General features: G+C 74.2%; 14 protein-coding genes. 13 read left to right on the top strand and 1 reads right to left on the bottom strand.

Annotated elements, in window-relative coordinates; translation table 11 throughout:
- Positions 1 to 50: 50 nt before the first annotated feature.
- The 13 genes from ACIA6B_RS21560 to ACIA6B_RS21500 all read left to right on the top strand — a co-directional run bounded on the left by ACIA6B_RS21560 (position 51) and on the right by ACIA6B_RS21500 (position 17086).
- Positions 51 to 1094, top strand: a complete 1044-nt coding sequence (locus ACIA6B_RS21560) for a substrate-binding domain-containing protein (RefSeq protein WP_107155763.1) — start codon at positions 51 to 53, stop codon at positions 1092 to 1094.
- Positions 1095 to 1150: 56 nt separating this feature from the next.
- On the top strand, positions 1151 to 2347 hold the full coding sequence (locus tag ACIA6B_RS21555) for a Gfo/Idh/MocA family protein (RefSeq protein WP_396775898.1): 1197 nt from the start codon (positions 1151 to 1153) through the stop codon (positions 2345 to 2347).
- A 215-nt stretch (positions 2348 to 2562) separates the two neighbouring features.
- A complete protein-coding gene (locus ACIA6B_RS21550; RefSeq protein ID WP_396775721.1) occupies positions 2563 to 3699 on the top strand; it encodes an inositol-3-phosphate synthase in 1137 nt (378 codons plus the stop codon).
- Entirely contained in the window at positions 3696 to 4700 is a 1005-nt protein-coding gene (locus tag ACIA6B_RS21545) for an SCO3242 family prenyltransferase (RefSeq protein WP_396775719.1), read from the top strand. The genes ACIA6B_RS21550 and ACIA6B_RS21545 overlap by 4 nt, the downstream gene beginning before the upstream one ends.
- On the top strand, positions 4697 to 5635 hold the full coding sequence (locus ACIA6B_RS21540) for a sugar phosphate isomerase/epimerase family protein (protein ID WP_396775717.1): 939 nt from the start codon (positions 4697 to 4699) through the stop codon (positions 5633 to 5635). The genes ACIA6B_RS21545 and ACIA6B_RS21540 overlap by 4 nt, the downstream gene beginning before the upstream one ends.
- Before the next feature lie 38 nt (positions 5636 to 5673).
- A complete protein-coding gene (locus tag ACIA6B_RS21535; protein ID WP_396775715.1) occupies positions 5674 to 6279 on the top strand; it encodes an EboA domain-containing protein in 606 nt (201 codons plus the stop codon).
- Position 6280: 1 nt separating this feature from the next.
- Positions 6281 to 7132, top strand: a complete 852-nt coding sequence (locus ACIA6B_RS21530) for a TatD family hydrolase (protein ID WP_396775713.1) — start codon at positions 6281 to 6283, stop codon at positions 7130 to 7132.
- Positions 7132 to 8319 carry a metabolite traffic protein EboE gene (eboE, locus tag ACIA6B_RS21525; protein WP_396775711.1) on the top strand — a complete coding sequence of 396 codons (1188 nt, stop codon included), beginning with the start codon at positions 7132 to 7134 and terminating at the stop codon, positions 8317 to 8319. The genes ACIA6B_RS21530 and eboE overlap by 1 nt, the downstream gene beginning before the upstream one ends.
- Positions 8316 to 9710 (top strand): nucleotide pyrophosphatase/phosphodiesterase family protein, encoded by a 1395-nt coding sequence (locus ACIA6B_RS21520; protein ID WP_396775709.1) that lies wholly within the window; start codon positions 8316 to 8318, stop codon positions 9708 to 9710. The genes eboE and ACIA6B_RS21520 overlap by 4 nt, the downstream gene beginning before the upstream one ends.
- A complete protein-coding gene (locus ACIA6B_RS21515; protein WP_396775707.1) occupies positions 9707 to 10774 on the top strand; it encodes a polyprenyl synthetase family protein in 1068 nt (355 codons plus the stop codon). The genes ACIA6B_RS21520 and ACIA6B_RS21515 overlap by 4 nt, the downstream gene beginning before the upstream one ends.
- 168 nt (positions 10775 to 10942) lie before the next feature.
- Complete coding sequence (locus tag ACIA6B_RS21510) at positions 10943 to 13789, top strand: RICIN domain-containing protein (RefSeq protein ID WP_396775705.1); 2847 nt, start codon at positions 10943 to 10945, stop codon at positions 13787 to 13789.
- Between the two features lie 20 nt (positions 13790 to 13809).
- Positions 13810 to 15906: a ThuA domain-containing protein gene (locus ACIA6B_RS21505; RefSeq protein WP_396775703.1), complete on the top strand. Its 2097-nt coding sequence runs from the start codon at positions 13810 to 13812 to the stop codon at positions 15904 to 15906.
- Between the two features lie 172 nt (positions 15907 to 16078).
- On the top strand, positions 16079 to 17086 hold the full coding sequence (locus ACIA6B_RS21500) for a sugar phosphate isomerase/epimerase family protein (protein WP_396775701.1): 1008 nt from the start codon (positions 16079 to 16081) through the stop codon (positions 17084 to 17086).
- Between the two features lie 741 nt (positions 17087 to 17827).
- Here ACIA6B_RS21500 and ACIA6B_RS21495 read toward each other — a convergent pair.
- A complete protein-coding gene (locus tag ACIA6B_RS21495; protein ID WP_396775699.1) occupies positions 17828 to 19012 on the bottom strand; it encodes an ROK family transcriptional regulator in 1185 nt (394 codons plus the stop codon).
- Between the last annotated feature and the right edge of the window lie 16 nt (positions 19013 to 19028).

The raw sequence follows: 19028 nt of genomic DNA, 5'->3' as shown, positions 1-19028 counted from the left end.
CCGGCCCACCACACCCGAAACCACTCCCACCACCTCATCAGGAGGCCGTCATGCCCAGTGACCTGTCACGCCGTCGGTTGCTCTTCGGCGGGGCCGCCGTCTCCGCCGGGGTGCTGCTCGCCGGCTGCACGAGCAACGAGCAGTCCCCGACCGAGGCGCAGACCAAGGCCGCCTCGACCGGCGGCGCCGCCGAACCGGGCAAGAAGGTGACCATCGGCTTCTCCGCCCCGGCCGCCGACCACGGCTGGATCGCCGCCATCACGAACAACGCCAAGGCGCAGGCCGGGGCGTACTCCGACGTGGAGCTGAAGTCGGTGGAGGCCGGCGCGGACGCGGCGGCCCAGCGGGCGGCGCTGTCCACGCTGATCTCCCAGAAGCCGGACGTCATCGTGCTGCTGCCGCACGACGGCAAGGAACTCAACGCGTTCGGCCTGGAGGCGATGAAGGCCGGCATCCCGGTGGTCAACCTGGACCGGGCGTTCCCCGACGCGCGGGCCTACCGGCTCCAGATCAAGGGCGACAACTACGGCATGGGGGTGGCCGCCGCCACCTACATCGCCGAGCAGCTCAAGGCGAAGGGCGTCAGCAACCCGGTGATCGGCGAGATCCCCGGCATCGAGTCGCTGGAGCTGACCCAGGAACGCTCCAAGGGCTTCGCCGACACGCTCGCCTCGTACGGGCTGAAGGTGGCCAACCGCCGGCCGGCCGAGTTCACCGTGGACTCCGGCCAGCAGGCCGCCACCGGGCTGTTCCAGGCGCTGCCGAAGATCGACGCGGTCTGGAACCACGACGACGACCAGGGCATCGGCGTGCTCGCCGCCGTCACCCAGGCCAACCGCAAGGAGTTCTTCATGGTCGGCGGCGCCGGCTCGAAGAAGGCCATGGAGGACATCGCCGCCGACAACACGGTGCTGAAGGCCACCGTCACCTACAGCCCGTCGATGGCCTCCTCGGCCATCTCCCTGGCCCGGCTGATCGGGCAGGGCAAGGGCATGTCCGACCTGGTGGAACTCCAGGTACCGAAGGAGATCGTGCTCTCCTCCGAGACGATCACCAAGGAGAACTCGGGCGACTACCTGAAGCTCGGGTTCTGACACACACGGGGGGGAGACCCAGCTTGTCCAGTCACGACAGCATCCTGCGGGTCGGCATGGTCGGCTACGCGTTCATGGGCGCCGCGCACTCGCAGGCGTGGCGCACCGTGAACCGCGTGTTCGACCTGCCGGCGCGGGTGCGGATGGCGCTCGTCTGCGGCCGGGACGAACCGAAGGTGGCCGAGGCCGCCGACCGGCTCGGCTGGGACGGGTACACCACCGACTGGCGGCGACTCGTCGAGTCCGACGAGATCGACGTGGTGGACATCTGCACGCCGGGGGACAGCCACGGCGAGATCGCCCTCGCCGCGTTGGCCGCGGGCAAGCACGTGCTGTGCGAGAAGCCGCTGGCCAACACCGTCGCCGAGGCGCGGGAGATGACCGCCGCCGCGGCCCGGGCCCGGGCGTCCGGGGTCCGCGCGATGTGCGGCTTCAACTACCGGCGGGTGCCCGCGGTCGCCCTGATGCGGCAGCTCGTCGCCGACGGGCGGCTCGGCGAGATCCGGCACGTCCGGGCGGTCTACCTCCAGGACTGGATCGTCGACCCGCAGTTCCCGCTGGTGTGGCGGTTGCAGAAGGACCGGGCGGGCTCCGGCGCGCTGGGCGACATCGGCGCGCACATCATCGACCTCACCCAGTACGTCACCGGGCAGCTCGTCACCGGCGTCAGCGCGCTCACCGAGACGTTCGTCAGGCAGCGGCCGTTGCCGGCCGGGTCGAGCGGCCTGGCCGCGCAGGCCGACGGCAACGGCCGGGGCATGGGCGAGGTCACCGTGGACGACGCGGCGGTCTTCGTGGCCCGGCTCGACGGCGGCGCGCTCGCCACGTACGAGGCGACCCGCTTCGCCACCGGTCGCAAGAACGCGCTGCGGGTCGAGGTCAACGGCTCCCGTGGCAGCGTGGTGTTCGACCTGGAACGCCTCAACGAACTGGAGTTCCTGGACGCCACCCGGCCCGCCGCCGAGCAGGGGTTCAGCCGGATCCTGGTGACCGAGCCGGAGCATCCGTACCTGGACGCGTGGTGGCCGCCCGGCCACATCATCGGCTACGAGCACTCCTTCACGCACCAGATGCGCGACTTCGTCGAGGCGGTCGCCACCGGCGCCGACCCGACGCCGTCGTTCGCCGACGCGTTGCAGGTGCAACTCGTGCTGGACGCGGTGGAGCGGTCCGCCGCCGACGCCGCCTTCACGGAGGTGGCGAAGGAAGGGGCCCCGCTTAACGCCTCCGGTGGAGGAGGGGGCCCGGCCTAACACCCCGTGCGGCGCGGGAGCGCCGCCGACACCCTTCCGGCGCCGGCCGGCGAGGGCCCACCGCGGTTGCGCCCCGCGGCGGGCACGAGGCCGGCGTCGGGGAGCGTGCCGCCGGAGTCCTCCGGAGGGCACGACCAGCACGGCCCTCCGGTGCGGCCGGACCGGGATTCCCCGGCCGCACCGGTGGACCGGCACCGACCTGGGGAGGTAACGCGATGCGTACGGGTGTCTGGCTGGTGGGAGCACGTGGTTCGGTCGCGACCACAAGCGTGGTCGGGGCGCTCGCCCTGCGGGCCGGGCTCACCGCGCCGACCGGCTGCGTCACCGAACTGCCCGACCTGCGGGGTCCCGCGCTGCCAGGGCTCGCCGATCTCGTCTTCGGCGGCCACGACGTGGTCGCCACCCCGCTGACCAAACGCGCCGAGGCGCTCGCCGCCGCCGGCGTGCTGCCCGGCCGGCTCGCCGACGCGGTCGCGCCGGAGCTGGCCGACGTCGAGGCGGCGCTGCGACCCGCGCCGACCGAGGGCGACCCGGCCACGCGGATCGCCGCCGTGGTCGACGACCTGACCGACTTCCGCCGCCGGTACGACCTGGACCGGGTGGTGGTGGTCAACGTGGCCGCCACCGAGCCGGCACCCGCCCCGCACCCGGCCCACCACGACCTGACCGCGCTGCGCGCCGCGCTCGACGTGCTGCCGGCCAGCTCCCGGTACGCGTACGCGGCGTTCACCGCCGGCTGCCCGTACGTCGACTTCACCCCGTCCACCGGGGCCCGGCTGCCGGCGCTGGCCGCGTTGGCCGACGAGCGCGGCCTGCCGTACGCCGGGCACGACGGCAAGACCGGCGAGACGCTGCTCAAGTCGGTGCTCGCGCCGATGTTCGCGATGCGGCACCTGGCGGTGCGGTCCTGGTCCGGGACGAACCTGCTCGGCGGCGGCGACGGCGCGACGCTCGCCGAGCCGGCCGCCAACGCCGCCAAGGTAGGCAGCAAGCAGCGGGTGCTCGCGGAGACGCTCGGCTACCTGCCGCAGGGCAGCACCCGGATCGACTATGTCGAGGAGCTGGGCGACTTCAAGACCGCCTGGGACCTGGTCACGTTCGCCGGCTTCCTGGGCACCGGGATGCGGATGGAGTTCACCTGGCACGGCTGCGACTCGGCGCTGGCCGCCCCGCTGGTGCTGGACCTGGCCCGGCTGACCGCCGCCGCGCACGCCGCCGGCCGCCAAGGCCCCCTCGCCGAGCTGGCGTTCTTCTTCAAGGACCCGCTCGGCGACACCGGCCACGCGCTCGGTGAGCAGTGGGCGGTGCTGTGCGACTTCGTGGCCGGCCTGCACGCGGAGGCGGCCCGGTGACCCGGCTCGCCGACCTGGCCGAGCTGGTCCGCGCGCCGGCCGCGCTCTCCGTGCCCGGGGACGTGCTGGCCGGCGCCGCGTCGGCCGGGACGCTCGGCCGGCGTACGCCCGCGTTGGCCGGCGCGTCGGTGCTGCTCTACTGGGCCGGGATGGCCGCCAACGACTGGGCGGACCGGCGGCTCGACGCGGTGGAGCGCCCGGAGCGGCCGATCCCGTCCGGCCGGGTCCGCCCCGCCGTCGCGCTCGGCCTGGCCGGCGGCCTGACCGCCGCCGGCCTCGCCGTCGCCACCGCCGCCGGGGGCGCCCGCGCGGCGGCCGTCGCGGTCCCGCTCGCGGCCACCATCTGGGGGTACGACCTAAGCGCCAAGGACACCGCCGCCGGTCCCGCCGTGATGGCCGCCTGCCGAGGGCTGGACGTGCTGCTCGGCGCGACCACGACCACGACCGCCCGGGGATGCGCCGCAGGCGGCGACCGGTGGCCCGGCACCGGCTGCGGCCGGGGTGCCGGCGGGTCGGGCGGGAGCGTCGGACCGGCGTTGCTACGGGCGTTGCCGGCGGCGCTTACCGTCGCCGCGCACACCTGGACCGTCACCGCGCTGTCCCGCCGCGAGGTGACCGGCGTGCCCGACCGGCGGTTGTCCGGCCGCACGCTCGCCGGCACCGCGCTGATCGCGCTCGCCGCCCCGGGCCGGCCGACCGTGTTGAGCGGGGCCCCCTCCTCCACCGAATGCGTTAAGAGGGGGCCCCTCCTTCGGTTCGGGGACCTGGTGCCGGCGGTGCTCGCCGCCGGCTACGCCGCCCGCTACGGCCGGGCGCAGGCCCGGATGCTCGCCGACCCGTCGCCGGCCCGGGTCCGCGCCGCCGTCGGCGCCGGCATCACCGGGCTGCCCGCGTTGCAGGGCGCGCTGACCGCCCGCGCCGGGGCCCGGCTGCTCGGCCTCGCCGTGGCCGGCGCCGCCCCGCTCGGCCGCCGGCTGGCCCGACTGATCGCCCCGACATGACCACCGGGACGCCGTCCGCCGCGCCGGCCACCCCCGCCGCCTGCGACCCGTCGGCCGGCCTGCCGCCCCGCCGGTCACCGCCCGAGCCGGGTCGGCTGCGCCTCGGGTACGGCACCAACGGCTTCGCCAACCACCGGCTCGACGACGCGCTCGCGGTGCTCGCCGACCTCGGGTACGAGGGAGTGGCGCTCACCCTGGACCACGACCACCTGGACCCGTTCGCCCCCGGGCTGGCCGGCCGGGTCGCCGCCGTGCGCCGCCGGCTGGACGCGCTGGGGTTGGCCGTGGTGGTCGAGACCGGCGCCCGCTACCTGCTCGACCCGTGGCACAAGCACGCCCCGACGCTGCTGCACGACGAGCCGGCCCGCCGCGTCGAGTTCCTCCGCCGGGCGGTCCGGATCGGCGCCGACCTGGGCGCGGAGGCGGTCTCCTACTGGGCCGGCGTACGCCCGCCCGAGGTGCCGCCACCGGTCGCGTGGGAACGCCTGGTCGCCGGCTGCGCCACGGTCTGCGCCGAGGCGGCGGCGGCCGGCGTGCCGCTCGGCTTCGAACCCGAGCCGGGCATGCTGGTCGAGGACATCGCCGGCTGGCGGCGGCTGCGCGATGCGCTCGACGCGCCGCCCGGCTTCGGCCTCACGCTCGACATCGGGCACTGCCGCTGCCTGGAGCCGCTGCCGGTGCCCGACTGCGTGGCGGCGGTCGCCGAGCACCTGGTCAACGTGCAGATCGACGACATGCGCCGGGGCGTGCACGAACACCTGGAGTTCGGCACCGGGGAGATCGACTTCCCGCCGGTGCTGGCCGCGCTGGCCGACGCCGACTACCGAGGGCTGGTCGCGGTGGAACTGCCCCGGCACTCGCACGCCGCCCCGACCGTCGCCGCCCGCTCACTCGACTTCCTGCGCGCCGCCGCCCGGCGCGGCGAGGGGCGGTGAGGCGACCACCATCCACCACCCGGCAGAGGGGAGACGGCATGACACCCGACCGACTGCGCGCCGCGCTGCGGGGCGTACCCGATCCGCAGTGGCTGGACGCGGCGCTGCGCCGCGTCGCGACCGAACCCGCGGCGATCCCGCGCTACTTCGCCGCCGCCGCCCGGCGGTGCGGGCGCGGGCCGGTGCCCGACCCGCCCGGCTGGACGGTCGACGAGGCGGCCCGCGCGTTGCTGCTCACCGCGTTGCCCACCGGGCACGCCGGCGTGGCCGAGACGCTCTACCGGGAGGGCGACGCGGCCGAGAAACGGGCCGTGCTGCGGGCGCTGCCGCTGCTGCCGATCGGGGCGGAGTGCGTGCCGCTGCTGCACGACGCGATCCGCACCAACGACACCCGGCTGGTCGCCGCCGCGCTCGGCCCCTACGCCCGGCACCTGGAACAGCCGGCCTGGCGGCAGGCGGTGCTCAAGTGCGTGTTCACCGGCGTGCCGCTGGCCGTGGTCGACAGCCTGACCGACCGGGCCGACGGCGAGCTGGCGCAGATGCTGGCCGGGTACGCCGCCGAGCGGCACGCCGCCGGCCGGAGCATGCCCGCCGACGCCGCCGACCTGCTGGACCGGCTCACCATCCCCACCACGGAGGCGTGACATGCGCATCTTCGACCCGCACATCCACATGACGTCCCGGACCACCGACGACTACGAGCGGATGGCCGCCGCCGGGGTGCGCGCGGTGGTCGAGCCGGCGTTCTGGCTGGGCCAGCCGCGTACCAGCGTGGACAGTTTCGTCGACTACTTCGACTCGCTGGTCGGCTGGGAGCCGTTCCGGGCCGGGCAGTTCGGCGTCCGGCACCACGCCACCGTGGCGCTGAACCCGAAGGAGGCCAACGATCCGCGCTGCCGGCCGGTGCTCGACGTGCTGCCGCGCTACCTGGACAAGGACGGCGTGGTCGCGGTCGGCGAGATCGGCTACGACGCGATGACTCCGGCCGAGGACGCCGCGTTCGCCGGTCAGCTCGCGCTGGCCGTCGCGCACGACCTGCCCGCGCTGGTGCACACCCCGCACCGGGACAAGGCCCGCGGCGTCGCACGCACGCTCGCGGTGGTCGCCGAGTCGGGCATCGCGCCGGGGCGGGTGCTGATCGACCACCTCAACGAGGTGACCGTGAAGCTGGTCCGGGACACGGGCTGCTGGCTGGGCTTCTCGATCTACCCGGAGACGAAGATGTCGCCGCCGCGGATGGTCGAGCTGCTGAAGACGTACGGGACGGAGCGGATGCTCGTCAACTCCGCCGCCGACTGGGGGCGTTCCGACCCGCTGCTCACCCGGGACACCGGGGAGGCGATGCTGGCCGCCGGGTTCGACGCCGACGACGTGGACCGGGTGCTGTGGCGCAACCCGGTGGAGTTCTACGGCCAGTCCGGCCGGCTCGACCTCAGCGACGTCGACGCGCCCGCGCCCACGTTCGCCGGCAACTCCATCCTGCGTGGGGGCGAGTGATGCGGCTGCGGCACGCCGACGGCAGCACCGTCCATCTCGGCTACTGCACCAACGTGCACCCCGCCGAGGACCTGCCGGGCATCCTCGCCCAGCTCGACACGTACGCGGTCGCGGTACGTCGCCGCCTCGCCGCCGACCTGCTCGGGCTGGGACTGTGGCTGGCCGCCCCGGCCGCCGCCGCGCTCGCCGCCGACCCGGCCGCCCGCCGCCGGCTGCGTCACGAGCTGACCGTACGCGGGCTGGAGGTGGTCACGCTCAACGGTTTCCCGTACGCGGCGTTCCAGGCCCCGGTGGTCAAGGGCGCGGTGTACCAGCCGGACTGGACCACGCCGGCCCGGCTGGCGTACACGCTGGACCTGGCCCGGGTGCTGGCCGACCTGCTGCCCGACGACGCGGCCCGCGGCTCGGTCTCCACGCTGCCGGTGGCCTGGCGGACGCCGTGGGACGCCGGCCGGGCCGAGTCGGCGCGGCGGATGCTCGACGCGCTCGCCGCCGGGCTGGCCGACGTGCAGCGGGACACCGGCCGGGTGGTCCGGGTCGGCTTCGAGCCGGAACCGGGGTGTCTGGTGGAGTCCACCGGACAGGCCCGCGCGGTATTGTCAGCCATGGATACCGAGCGGCTCGGGATCTGCCTGGACCTGGCGCACCTGGCGTGCGCCTGGGAGGCGCCGGCCGACGCGCTGGCCCGGCTGCGCGACGCCGGCCTGCCGGTGGTCAAGGTGCAGGTCTCCGCCGCCGTCGAGGCCCCCGACCCGGCCGGCGCGACCGGTGCGCTGCGCCGCTTCGTCGAGCCACGGTTCCTGCACCAGACCCGCGCGGCGGGCTGCGCCGGCGCCACCGATCCGGCCGACCCGGCGTACGCCGCCGACGACCTGGACGCGGCACTCGACGCGCGGCTGCCCGGGGCGTGGCGGGTGCACTACCACGTGCCGCTGCACGCCCCACCCGAGCCGCCACTGCGCTCCACGGTGCCGGTGCTGCGGGCCGCGCTCGCCGCGCTGTTCGCCGGCCCGGCCGCCGGCTGCGACCACCTCGACGTGGAGACGTACACCTGGGGGGTGCTGCCGGCGGCACGTCGGCCGCGCGGCGACGCGGAGCTGGCCGCCGGCATCGCCGCCGAACTGGCCTTCGCCCGCGACGAGCTGACCGGCCTGGGGCTGGCCACGGCGGCGGGGGTGCCCTCGTGAGTCGGCGGCTGGTGGTGCTCGACGTGGTCGGGTTGACGCCGCGCCTGCTGGCGCACATGCCCCGGCTGCGCGCGGTGGCCCAGGCCGGCTTCGTCGCCGAGCTGGGCACCGTGCTGCCGGCGGTGACCTGTTCGGCGCAGGCCACGTTCCTGACCGGTGAGCCGCCCGCCGGGCACGGCGTGGTGGGCAACGGCTGGTATTTCCGGGACCTCGGCGAGGTGCTGCTCTGGCGGCAGCACCACGCGCTGGTCGGCGGCGAGAAGGTGTGGCAGGCCGCGCGCCGGGTCGAGCCGGGCTACCGGGTCGCCAACGTCTGCTGGTGGTACGCCATGGGCGCGGACGTCGACTGGACGGTCACGCCGCGCCCGGTCTACCACGCCGACGGGCGCAAGGAGCCGGACTGCTGGACCGACCCGCCGGAGCTGCACGACACGCTGACCGACGCGCTCGGCACGTTCCCGCTGTTCAGCTACTGGGGGCCGGGCGCGGGGCTGCCGTCGTCGGCGTGGATCAGCCGGGCCGCGCAGCGGATCCTGGCCGATCACGCCCCCGACCTGACCCTGGTCTACCTGCCGCACCTCGACTACGACCTGCAACGCTTCGGGCCGTCCGCGCCGCGGGCCGCCGCCGCGGCGGCGGAGCTGGACGCGGTGCTCGGGCCGCTGCTGGACGCGGCGCGGGAGCGCGACGCGACAGTGGTGGCGCTCTCCGAGTACGGCATCACCGACGTCTCCCGCCCGGTGGACGTCAACCGGATGCTGCGCGCCGAGGGGCTGCTGCGCGTCTACACGCAGGCCGGCATGGAATACCTCGACCCGTGGACGTCCCGGGCCTTCGCGGTGGCCGACCACCAGGTGGCGCACGTCTACGTGCGGGACCCGGCGGACGTGCCGGCGGTGGCGAAGCGCTGCGCCGCGCTGCCCGGCGTCGCCGAGGTGCTCGACGCGGCCGGGCAGGCCGGGTACGGGTTGGCCCATCCCCGTGCCGGTGAGCTGGTGCTGGTGGCCGAGCCGGACGCCTGGTTCACCTACTACTACTGGCTGGACGACGCGCGGGCGCCCGACTTCGCCCGGCTGGTCGAGATCCACCGCAAGCCCGGCTACGACCCGGCGGAGCTGTTCTTCGACCCGGCCGCCCCGGGTGCCGCGAAGCGCCGGGCGGCGGTGGCGCTGGCCCGCAAGAAGCTGGGGATGCGCTACCTGATGAGCGTGGTCGGGCTGGACGCCGGGGCGCGGGCGGTGCGCGGCTCGCACGGCCGGCTGCCCGCCGACCCGGCGGACGGGCCGGTGCTGCTCTGCTCCGACCCGGCCGCGGCCCGCTCCCGGGTCGCGGCGACCGACGTCAAGGCGTTGCTGCTCCAGCTCGCCGGACTGGCCCGGGAGGCGCCATGACCGGCACCGTCGACCGGACCGACCCGGCCCTGCTGCGGGGCCGCTTCGACGCCGCGCTCGCCGCGTTCCTGGACGCGCGGCGGCCGGGTCGGCCGGACGACGGTACGGGGGCCGTCCACACCGCGTTGCGCCGCTTCGTCCTGGCCGGCGGCAAGCGGCTGCGCCCGCTGTTCTGCTACTGGGGCTGGCGGGGCTTCGGCGGCCCGGACGGGCGGCCGATCGTGGTCGCCGCGTCGGCGCTGGAGCTGTTCCACGCGTTCGCGTTGATCCACGACGACATCCTGGACCGCAGCGACCGGCGGCGCGGCGAGCCGACGCTGCACCGGCACTTCGCCGGGCTGCACGCCGGCGCGGGCTGGCCGGGCGACCCGGCGGCGTACGGGCGGGCGGCGGCGTTGCTCTGCGGCGACCTCTGCGCCACCTGGTCGGCGCAGATGTTCCACGGCTGCGGGTTGCCGGCCGGGCGGCTGCGCCGGGGGCATCCGTTGCTGGCCCGGATGCGGACCGAGGTGATCGCGGGGGAGTACCTGGACGTGGTGGCGGGCACCGGTGACGGCTCGGTGGCGAGCGCGCTCACCGTGGTGCGGCTGAAGACGGCCCGTTACACGGTGACCCGGCCGGTCCAGGTGGGGGCCGCGCTGGCCGGCGCGACGCCGGAGGTGGTGGCCGCGCTGGCCGGCTTCGGTGATCCGCTGGGGGACGCGTTCCAGCTCCGCGACGACCTGCTCGGCGTGTTCGGGGACCCGGCGGTGACCGGCAAGTCCACCCTGGACGACCTGCGGGAGGGCAAGCCGACGGTGTTGCTGGCGCTGGCCCGGGCGGCGGTCGGTCCGGCCGGCGCGGTCCGGCTGCGGGCGCTGGTCGGCGATCCGGCCCTGGACCAGGCGGGGGCCGCCGAGGTCCGCGCGCTCATCGAGGCGTCGGGGGCGCGGGACACGGTGGAGCGGATGATCCGCACGCGGGCGGACGCGGCGCTCGTCGCGCTGGACGCGCTGCCGCTGGCGGCGTCGGCGCGGCGGGCGTTGGCCACGCTCGCGGAACACGCCGTCGAGCGCCGCGCCTGACCCGACTTTTGTCGTCGCGCGTCAAAAGTCAAAGCTGATCGATCAGAAGCTATGGACAGGTCGATCGAAAGGTCCTAATGTCGGGGCCAGCACAACGCTCCCCCCTTTCGGCATCCGGCGCGACGCGCGCCCGGTCCTGGCTGCGCGCGTCAGGAAGGACAGCACGGCATGTCCAGCCACCCCCACCACCACCCCCACCCTCCGGCCCGGCGACGGCTCGCCGCCGGCGCGGCGCTGCTGCTCGCGGTCACCGCCGGCACCGTCACGCTGGCCACGACGCCCGTCCCGGCGTCCGCCCACCCCATCTCGGCGAGCGACTTCCAACAGGTCGAACTCGCCCGCGGCGTCGCCGAGACCGGCGAGCCGATCTCCCTCGCGGTGCTGCCCGACCGGTCGGTCCTGCACACCGCCCGCAACGGCACGCTGCGCCGCACCGACGCGGCCGGCGCCACCACCGTCATCGGCACGCTGCCGGTCTACACCCATGACGAGGAGGGGTTGCAGGGCGTCGGCGTCGACCCCGGCTTCACCTCGAACCGGCACATCTACCTCTACTACGCGCCGCCGCTGTCCACCCCGGCCGGGGACGCGCCGGCCACCGGCACCGACTTCTCCGCCTGGCAGGGGGTCAACCGGCTCTCCCGGTTCACGCTCAACGCCGACTTCACGCTCAACCAGGCCAGCAAGGTCGACGTGCTCGACGTGCCGGCCGACCGCGGCCTCTGCTGCCACGTCGGCGGCGACATCGACTTCGACGCCGCCGGCAACCTCTACCTCTCCACCGGTGACGACACCAACCCGTTCGACTCCGCCGGCTACGCCCCGATCGACGAGCGGACCAACCGCAACCCCGGGTACGACGCGCAACGCAGCGCCGGCAACACCAACGACCTGCGCGGCAAGATCCTCCGCATCAAGGTCAACGCCAACGGCACGTACTCGATCCCGAGCGGCAACCTCTTCGCGCCCGGCACCGCGAAGACCCGCCCGGAGATCTACGCCATGGGCTTCCGCAACCCGTTCCGGATGAGCGTCGACAAGGCCACCGGCGTCGTCTACGTCGGCGACTACGGGCCGGACGCCGGCACCACCTCGGCGCGCGGCCCGTCCGGGCAGGTCGAGTTCGACCGGGTCACCGGGCCGGGCAACTACGGCTGGCCGTACTGCACCGGCACCAACACGGCCACCGAGACGTACGCCGAGTGGGACTTCGCCACCGGCACCGCCGGCGCGAAGTTCAACTGCACCGGCGGCCCGACCAACAACTCGTTCCGCAACACCGGCCTGACCACGCTGCCGGCCGCCAAGCCGGCCTGGATCCGCTACGCCGGTGACGCGGGCAGCCCGCCCGAGTTCGGCGGCGGCTCCGAGTCGCCGATGGGCGGCCCGGTCTACCGGTACGACGCGGCGAACCCGTCCACCACCAAGTTCCCGCAGTCCTTCGACGGGCAGTTCTTCGCCACCGAGTTCGGCCGCGGCTGGATCAAGCCGATCCACGTCAACGCGGACGGCTCACCCGGCACCATCGACGCGTTCCCGTGGACCGGCAAGCAGGTGATGGACTCCGCGTTCGGCCCGGACGGCGCCTACTACGTGCTCGACTACGGCACCGGCTACTTCAACGGGGACGCCAACTCGGCGTTGTACCGCTTCGACTACCTGGGCGGCGGCAACCGCGCCCCGGTGGCCCGCGCCGCCGCCGACAAGACCTCCGGCGCCGCGCCGCTGACCGTGGCGTTCTCCTCGGCCGGCTCGTCCGACCCGGAGAGCGGCGCGCTGACGTACGCCTGGGCGTTCGGTGACGGCGGCACCTCCACGGCGTCCAACCCGTCGCACACCTACACCGCCAACGGCCGTTACACCGCCACGCTGACCGTCCGCGACCCGCAGGGCGCCACCGGCACCGCCAGCGTCACGATCACCGTCGGCAACACCGCGCCGACAGTGGTCATCGAGACGCCCGGCAACGGCAAGCTGTTCTCCTTCGGCGACACGGTGCCGTTCCGGATCACCGTCACCGACCCGGAGGACGGCACGATCGACTGCGCCAAGGTCAAGATGACCTACGTGCTCGGGCACGACCAGCACGGCCACCAGATCACCTCGGCCACCGGCTGCACCGGCACGATCGCCATCCCGGTCGACGGCGAGCACGACGACGCGGCGAACATCTTCGCCATCTTCGACGCCGAGTACACCGACGCCGGCGGCCTCACCACGCACACCCAGCACACGCTCCAGCCCCGGCACCGGCAGGCCGAGCACTTCAAGACCTCGTCCGGGATCAACACGTTCGACAAGGGCACCGCCGAGGGCGGCAAGACCGTCGGCGACATCAACAACGGCGACTGGATCGCGTTCCAGCCGTACCTGCTCGCCGACGCCACGGGCTTCACCGCCCGGGTCTCCTCGGCCGGCGCGGGCGGCACGCTCCAGGTGCGGGCCGGCTCCGCCACCGGCACCGTGCTCGGCTCGGCCACCGTCCCGGTCACCGGCGCCTGGGACTCGTTCACCACCGTCACCGGCACCATCACCAACCCGCCGGCCGGCACCACCACGCTCTACCTCACGTTCGCCGGCGGCACCGGGGCGCTCTACGACCTGGACGCGTTCACGCTCACCACGTCGAGCGTGCGCACCGGTCCGGTGAAGGGCCTGGCCGGCAAGTGCCTCGACGTGCGCAACGCGGCCACCGCCGACGGCACCCAGATCCAGATCTACACCTGCAACGGCACCGCCGCGCAGTCCTGGACCGTCACGCCGAACTCGACGGTCAAGGCGTACGGCAAGTGCCTGGACGTCTCCGGCGGCGCCAGCGCCGACGGCACGAAGATCCAGCTCTACACGTGCAACGGCAGCGGCGCGCAGAACTGGTCGGCGCAGGCCGACGGCACGGTCCGCAACCCGCAGTCCGGCAAGTGCCTGGACGTGTCCGGCAACAACTCGGCCGACAGCACGCCGGTGCACCTGTGGACCTGCACCGGGGCCGCCAACCAGAAGTGGACGCTGCCGTGAGGATGGCAAGGAGAACACCGATGAGACTCCTCCGTACCGCGCTGGTGGCGGTGACCGCCATCGCCGCCACCGTCGCCGGCACCCCGGCGAGCGCCGCCGACGCCCCCTACGACGTGCTGGTCTTCTCCAAGACCGCCGGCTTCCGGCACGACTCCATCGCGGTCGGCACGCAGACCGTCCGCGACCTGGGCGCGGCGAACAACTTCACGGTCACCGCGACCGAGGACGCCACTCAGTTCACCACCGCCAACCTGGCCCGCTTCGAGGCGGTGATCTTCCTCAACACCACCGGCGACGTGCTCAACGCGACCCAGCAGGCCGCGTTCGAGTCGTACATCGGCGGTGGCGGCGGGTACGTCGGTGTGCACTCCGCCGCCGACACCGAGTACGACTGGCCGTTCTACGGCAACCTGGTCGGCGCCTGGTTCGCGTCCCACCCGGCGATCCAGCCGGCCACCGTCAAGGTGGAGGACCGGGCGCACGCCGCCACCGCGCACCTGCCGCAGCGGTGGAACCGCACCGACGAGTGGTACGACTACCGCACCAACGCCCGCTCCACCGCGCACGTGCTGGCCAGCCTCGACGAGTCCACGTACAGCGGCGGCTCGATGGGCGGCGACCACCCGCACGCCTGGTGCAAGACGTACAGCGGCGGCCGGTCGTTCTACACCGGCGGCGGGCACACCCAGGCGTCGTACGCCGAGCCCGCGTTCCGCGCCCACCTGCTCGGCGGCATCCGCTACGCCGCCGGCCGCACGAAGGCCGACTGCCGCCCGGAGACCGGCTACACCGCGCTCTACGACGGCGGCACCACCGGCTGGTCGCAGGCCGGGCCGGGCAGCTTCACCAACAGCGACGCCACGCTCACCTCGGTCGGCGGGATGGGCCTCTACTGGTACAGCGCGAAGCAGTTCACCAACTACTCGCTCAAGCTGGACTGGCGGCTGGCCGGCGACGACAACTCCGGGGTGTTCGTCGGCTTCCCGCCGTCGAGCGACCCGAACTCGGCGGTGAACAACGGCTACGAGGTGCAGATCGACCCCACCGACTCGGCGGACAAGACCACCGGCGCGATCTACGGCTTCAAGTCCGCCGACCTGGCCGCCCGGGACGCGGCGCTGAACCCGGCGGGGGAGTGGAACACCTACGAGATCCTGGTCGAGGGCGAGCGGTTGCAGGTCTTCCTCAACGGCGTGCGCGTCAACGACTTCACCAACACCGACCCGGTCCGGTCGCTCGCCGGGCACATCGGCATCCAGAACCACGGCACCGGCGACGACGCGTCGTTCCGCAACATCCGGATCAAGGAACTGGGCGGCACCCCGCCGCCGACCGGCAACACCACCGTGCCGGCCGAGGCGTTCAGCTCGGCCAGCGGCGTCAGCGCGTTCGCCAAGGCCGGCGCCAACGGCGGGCAGACCCTGGGGTACGTCGACCCGGGCGACTGGGCCGCGTACCAGAACCTGGACCTGACCGGCGTGACGTCGCTGCGGGCCCGGGTGGTCTCCGGCGGGCCCGGCGGCACCATCGGCGTGCGCACCGGCTCGCCGACCGGCACGTTGCTCGGCCAGGTGGCGGTGCCGAACACCGGGAGCTGGACCACGTTCGCCGACGTCACCACCGCGTTGAGCGGCGTGCCGTCGGGGACCCGAACGGTGTACCTGACGTTCACCGGCAGCGGGTCCGGGCTGTTCGACGTGGACGACTTCACGCTGGTGCGGGGCGGCGGCACGGCCGGCACCGGCCCGGTGAAGGGCCTGGCCGGCAAGTGCCTCGACGTGCGCAACGCGGCCACCGCCGACGGCACCCAGATCCAGCTCTACACCTGCAACGGGTCCACGGCCCAGACGTGGACGGTGACCCCGAACGGGCCGGTGAAGGCGTTGGGCAAGTGCCTGGACGTCTCCGGCGGCGGCAGCGCCGACGGCACGAAGATCCAGCTCTACACGTGCAACGGCAGCGGCGCGCAGAACTGGTCGGCGCAGGCCGACGGCACGGTCCGCAACCCGCAGTCCGGCAAGTGCCTGGACGTGTCCGGCAACAACTCGGCCGACGGCACGCCGGTGCACCTGTGGACCTGCACCGGGGCCGCCAACCAGCGCTGGACCCTGCCGTGAGGTAGGCCATAGAGTGGGGACGGCGACCGCGAGGTGGCCGGTGGCTCGTCGGGAGGCGCAAACCCGTCGGGCGCAGACGCTCCCGCGTCCACCGGTGCCGGCCGTCGCCGTCCCCGGTCGCCCTCGCCCCGGCCCGCAACGGAATCCCCCATCACGACAGGGGAGAACGACAATGGCGCGACCCATCACGCTCTTCACCGGCCAGTGGGCCGACCTTCCGTTCGACGAGGTCTGCCGGCTCGCCGCCGAGTGGGGCTACGACGGCCTGGAGATCGCCTGCTGGGGTGACCACTTCGAGGTCGACAAGGCGCTCGCCGACGACTCGTACGTCGAGCGGAAGCGGGACACGCTCGCCAAGCACAACCTCCAGGTCTTCACCATCTCCAACCACCTGGTCGGGCAGGCGGTCTGCGACCACCCGATCGACGAGCGGCACCAGGACATCCTGCCGGCCCGGATCTGGGGCGACGGCGAGCCGGAAGGGGTGCGGCAGCGCGCCGCCGAGGAGATGAAGGACACCGCGCGGGCCGCGGCGAAGCTCGGCGTACGCACCGTGGTCGGCTTCACCGGCTCGTCCATCTGGCACACGCTGGCGATGTTCCCGCCGGTGCCGCCCGCCATGATCGAGCGCGGCTACCAGGACTTCGCCGACCGGTGGAACCCGATCCTGGACGTCTTCGACGAGGTGGGCGTGCGCTTCGCGCACGAGGTGCACCCCAGCGAGATCGCGTACGACTACTGGACCACGAAGCGCACGCTGGAGGCGATCGGGCACCGGCCGGCGTTCGGGCTCAACTGGGACCCGTCGCACTTCGTCTGGCAGGAACTGGACCCGGTGAACTTCATCTTCGACTTCGCCGACCGGATCTACCACGTGGACTGCAAGGACGCGAAGGTCCGCACCGGCGACGGCCGACGTGGCCGGCTCGCCTCCCACCTGCCCTGGGCCGACCTGCGCCGCGGCTGGGACTTCGTCTCCACCGGCCACGGCGACGTCCCGTGGGAGGACTGCTTCCGGGCGTTGAACGCGATCGGCTACGACGGCCCGATCTCGATCGAGTGGGAGGACGCCGGCATGGACCGCCTGGTCGGCGCGCCGGAGGCGCTCCAGTTCGTCCGCCGCCTCGCCTTCGACGCACCGTCCGCCGCCTTCGACGCCGCCTTCAGCAGCCGCGACTGACACCCTGGGCCGGGCCGACGTGCCCCTCCGGCACGTCGGCCGCGGCAGTCCGGGCGCGGCCCTCGGGGCATTCCTCGCGGCGCCTACAAACTTGATGGCACAGACGAGTCGCCAACCGCCACGCCCTACCCGCCCGCCGCCCTGTGCCCACCCGCCCGGCGGTTGCCGTAACTCCATGATTCGGTGATTGCCCCGTTGCCCCGTTGCCCCATTGCCCCATTGCCCCGTTGCCCCATTGCCTCGTTGGCCCGTTGGCCCGTTGGCCCGTTGGCCCGTTGCCCCGTTGCCTCGTTGCCCCGTTGCCCCATTGCCTCGTTGGCCCGTTGGCCCGTTGGCCCGTTGGCCTGGTTGGTCCGTTGGCCTGGTTGGTCCGTTGGCCCGTTGGTCCGTTGGCCTGGTTGGTCCGTTGGCCTGGTTGGTCCGTTGGCCTGGTTGGTCCGTTGGCCTGGCTGGCCCGGTGGCCCCGGCTGGTCCGCTGGCCGGCTGGTCCCGCTGGTCCGCTGGCCGCCCCGGTCTTGCTGGTCCAGCCGCTGCCGTTGCCCCCGGCCATGCCCTGTCGTCGTGACCCACCTGCGCCATCAAGTTCGTAGGACGCGAGAGGCAAACGAACGGCGTCGCGCCACTGTTCGCGCCAGCGGGCCGACGCAGGGGAGAGGCTGCCGCAACGTGCCGCTGGTCAGGTCGGGAGCTGAGGTAGGGCGGCGACAAGCGCGGGCGGGGCAGGCATGGTGGCGCTCGGGGTCAACGGGTGGTGAAGACCTGGTCGCTGATCAGGCGGGCGGCGCCGACCAGGGCGGCGCGGTCGTCGAGGTCGGACAGGACGATCGGCATGCTGCCGGTGGCCAGCGGCGTGGAGCGCCGGTAGACCACGCCCCGGATCTCGGCGAGCAGGACCGGCCCGATGCCGGGCGCCGCGCCGCCGATGATGACGATGGCCGGGTTGACGAAGCTGACCAGCCCGACCAGCACCTGCCCGAGCCGGCGGCCGGCGTCCCGGACCAGCGTCTGCGCCGCCGGATCGCCCTCGGTCGCCGCCGCGGCCACGTCCGCCACCGTCAGCGCGCCGGCCGTCGCGAGCCGCTCCGCCAGCACCGTCGAGCGCCCGGCCCGCGCGGCCGTCACCGCCTCCCGGACCAGGGCGGCGTCCCCGCAGTACGCCTCGACGCAGCCGGTGTTGCCGCAGCCGCAGAGCGGCCCGTCCTCGGTCAGCTGGAGGTGCCCGATGTCGCCGGCGCCGCTCGTCGCGCCCCGGTGGAGCGAGCCGCCGAGCATCAGCCCGCAGCCGATCGCGTCGCCGAGCTTGACGTACAGGAAGTCGTCGAACGGGCGGCCGGTGCCGGCGTGCGACTCGCCGAGCGCCATCGCGTTCGCGTCATTGTCGACGTGCACCGGGCAGCCCAGCTCGGCGGCGAGCGTGTCGCGTACCGGGAACCGGTGCCAGCCCGGTAGCGCGGGCGGGGAGACGGGCGTGCCGTCGCTGACCGCCACCGGCGCGGGCAGCGCCACCCCGACGCCGGTCAGCCGGGTCAGCCCCGCCTCGGCCCGCAGCTTACCGAGCAGCTCGACCGCCCGGCCGACCACCACCTCGGGGCCGAGCCGCACGTCGACGGGCTCGTCGATCCGGGTGAGCGGGTTCAGCTCACCGTCGGTGAGTGCGACCCGCAGCCGGCCGTCGCCGACGAGCACCGCGCCGAAGCGCACCTGCGCGCCGACCCGCAGCAGCGACGAGCGGCGCCCACCCCGGGATGCGGCCGGCCCGGCGGTCTCCACCAGGCCCTGCGCGGCCAGCCGGTCCGCCTCGGCGGCGAACCGTGCCCGGGGCAGGCCGAGGACGTCGACCAGTTCGACCCGGGACCGGGGGCCGTCGTCGCGCAGCAGTCGCAGCAGCCGCGCCTGATCCGCGGTCTCCGGTCCGACCATCGTCATGTGATCGTCCACCTCC

The sequence above is a fragment of the Micromonospora sp. NPDC051141 genome (assembly GCF_044455765.1).
GTDB lineage: Bacteria > Actinomycetota > Actinomycetes > Mycobacteriales > Micromonosporaceae > Micromonospora.
Note: the sequence above shows the minus strand (reverse complement) of the source record. Positions and strands in the feature narration are given on the sequence as shown.

Excerpts from the sequence above, each read along its gene's own strand:
- ACIA6B_RS21550 (WP_396775721.1), top strand. The coding sequence starts at position 2,563 with ATGCGTACGGGTGTCTGGCTGGTGGGAGCACGTGGTTCGGTCGCGACC.
- ACIA6B_RS21540 (WP_396775717.1), top strand. The coding sequence starts at position 4,697 with ATGACCACCGGGACGCCGTCCGCCGCGCCGGCCACCCCCGCCGCCTGC.
- ACIA6B_RS21530 (WP_396775713.1), top strand. The coding sequence starts at position 6,281 with ATGCGCATCTTCGACCCGCACATCCACATGACGTCCCGGACCACCGAC.
- ACIA6B_RS21510 (WP_396775705.1), top strand. The coding sequence starts at position 10,943 with ATGTCCAGCCACCCCCACCACCACCCCCACCCTCCGGCCCGGCGACGG.
- ACIA6B_RS21505 (WP_396775703.1), top strand. The coding sequence starts at position 13,810 with ATGAGACTCCTCCGTACCGCGCTGGTGGCGGTGACCGCCATCGCCGCC.
- ACIA6B_RS21535 (WP_396775715.1), top strand. The coding sequence starts at position 5,674 with ATGACACCCGACCGACTGCGCGCCGCGCTGCGGGGCGTACCCGATCCG.
- ACIA6B_RS21560 (WP_107155763.1), top strand. The coding sequence starts at position 51 with ATGCCCAGTGACCTGTCACGCCGTCGGTTGCTCTTCGGCGGGGCCGCC.
- eboE (WP_396775711.1), top strand. The coding sequence starts at position 7,132 with ATGCGGCTGCGGCACGCCGACGGCAGCACCGTCCATCTCGGCTACTGC.
- ACIA6B_RS21500 (WP_396775701.1), top strand. The coding sequence starts at position 16,079 with ATGGCGCGACCCATCACGCTCTTCACCGGCCAGTGGGCCGACCTTCCG.
- ACIA6B_RS21515 (WP_396775707.1), top strand. The coding sequence starts at position 9,707 with ATGACCGGCACCGTCGACCGGACCGACCCGGCCCTGCTGCGGGGCCGC.
- ACIA6B_RS21495 (WP_396775699.1), bottom strand. The coding sequence starts at position 19,012 with ATGACGATGGTCGGACCGGAGACCGCGGATCAGGCGCGGCTGCTGCGA.
- ACIA6B_RS21555 (WP_396775898.1), top strand. The coding sequence starts at position 1,151 with ATGGTCGGCTACGCGTTCATGGGCGCCGCGCACTCGCAGGCGTGGCGC.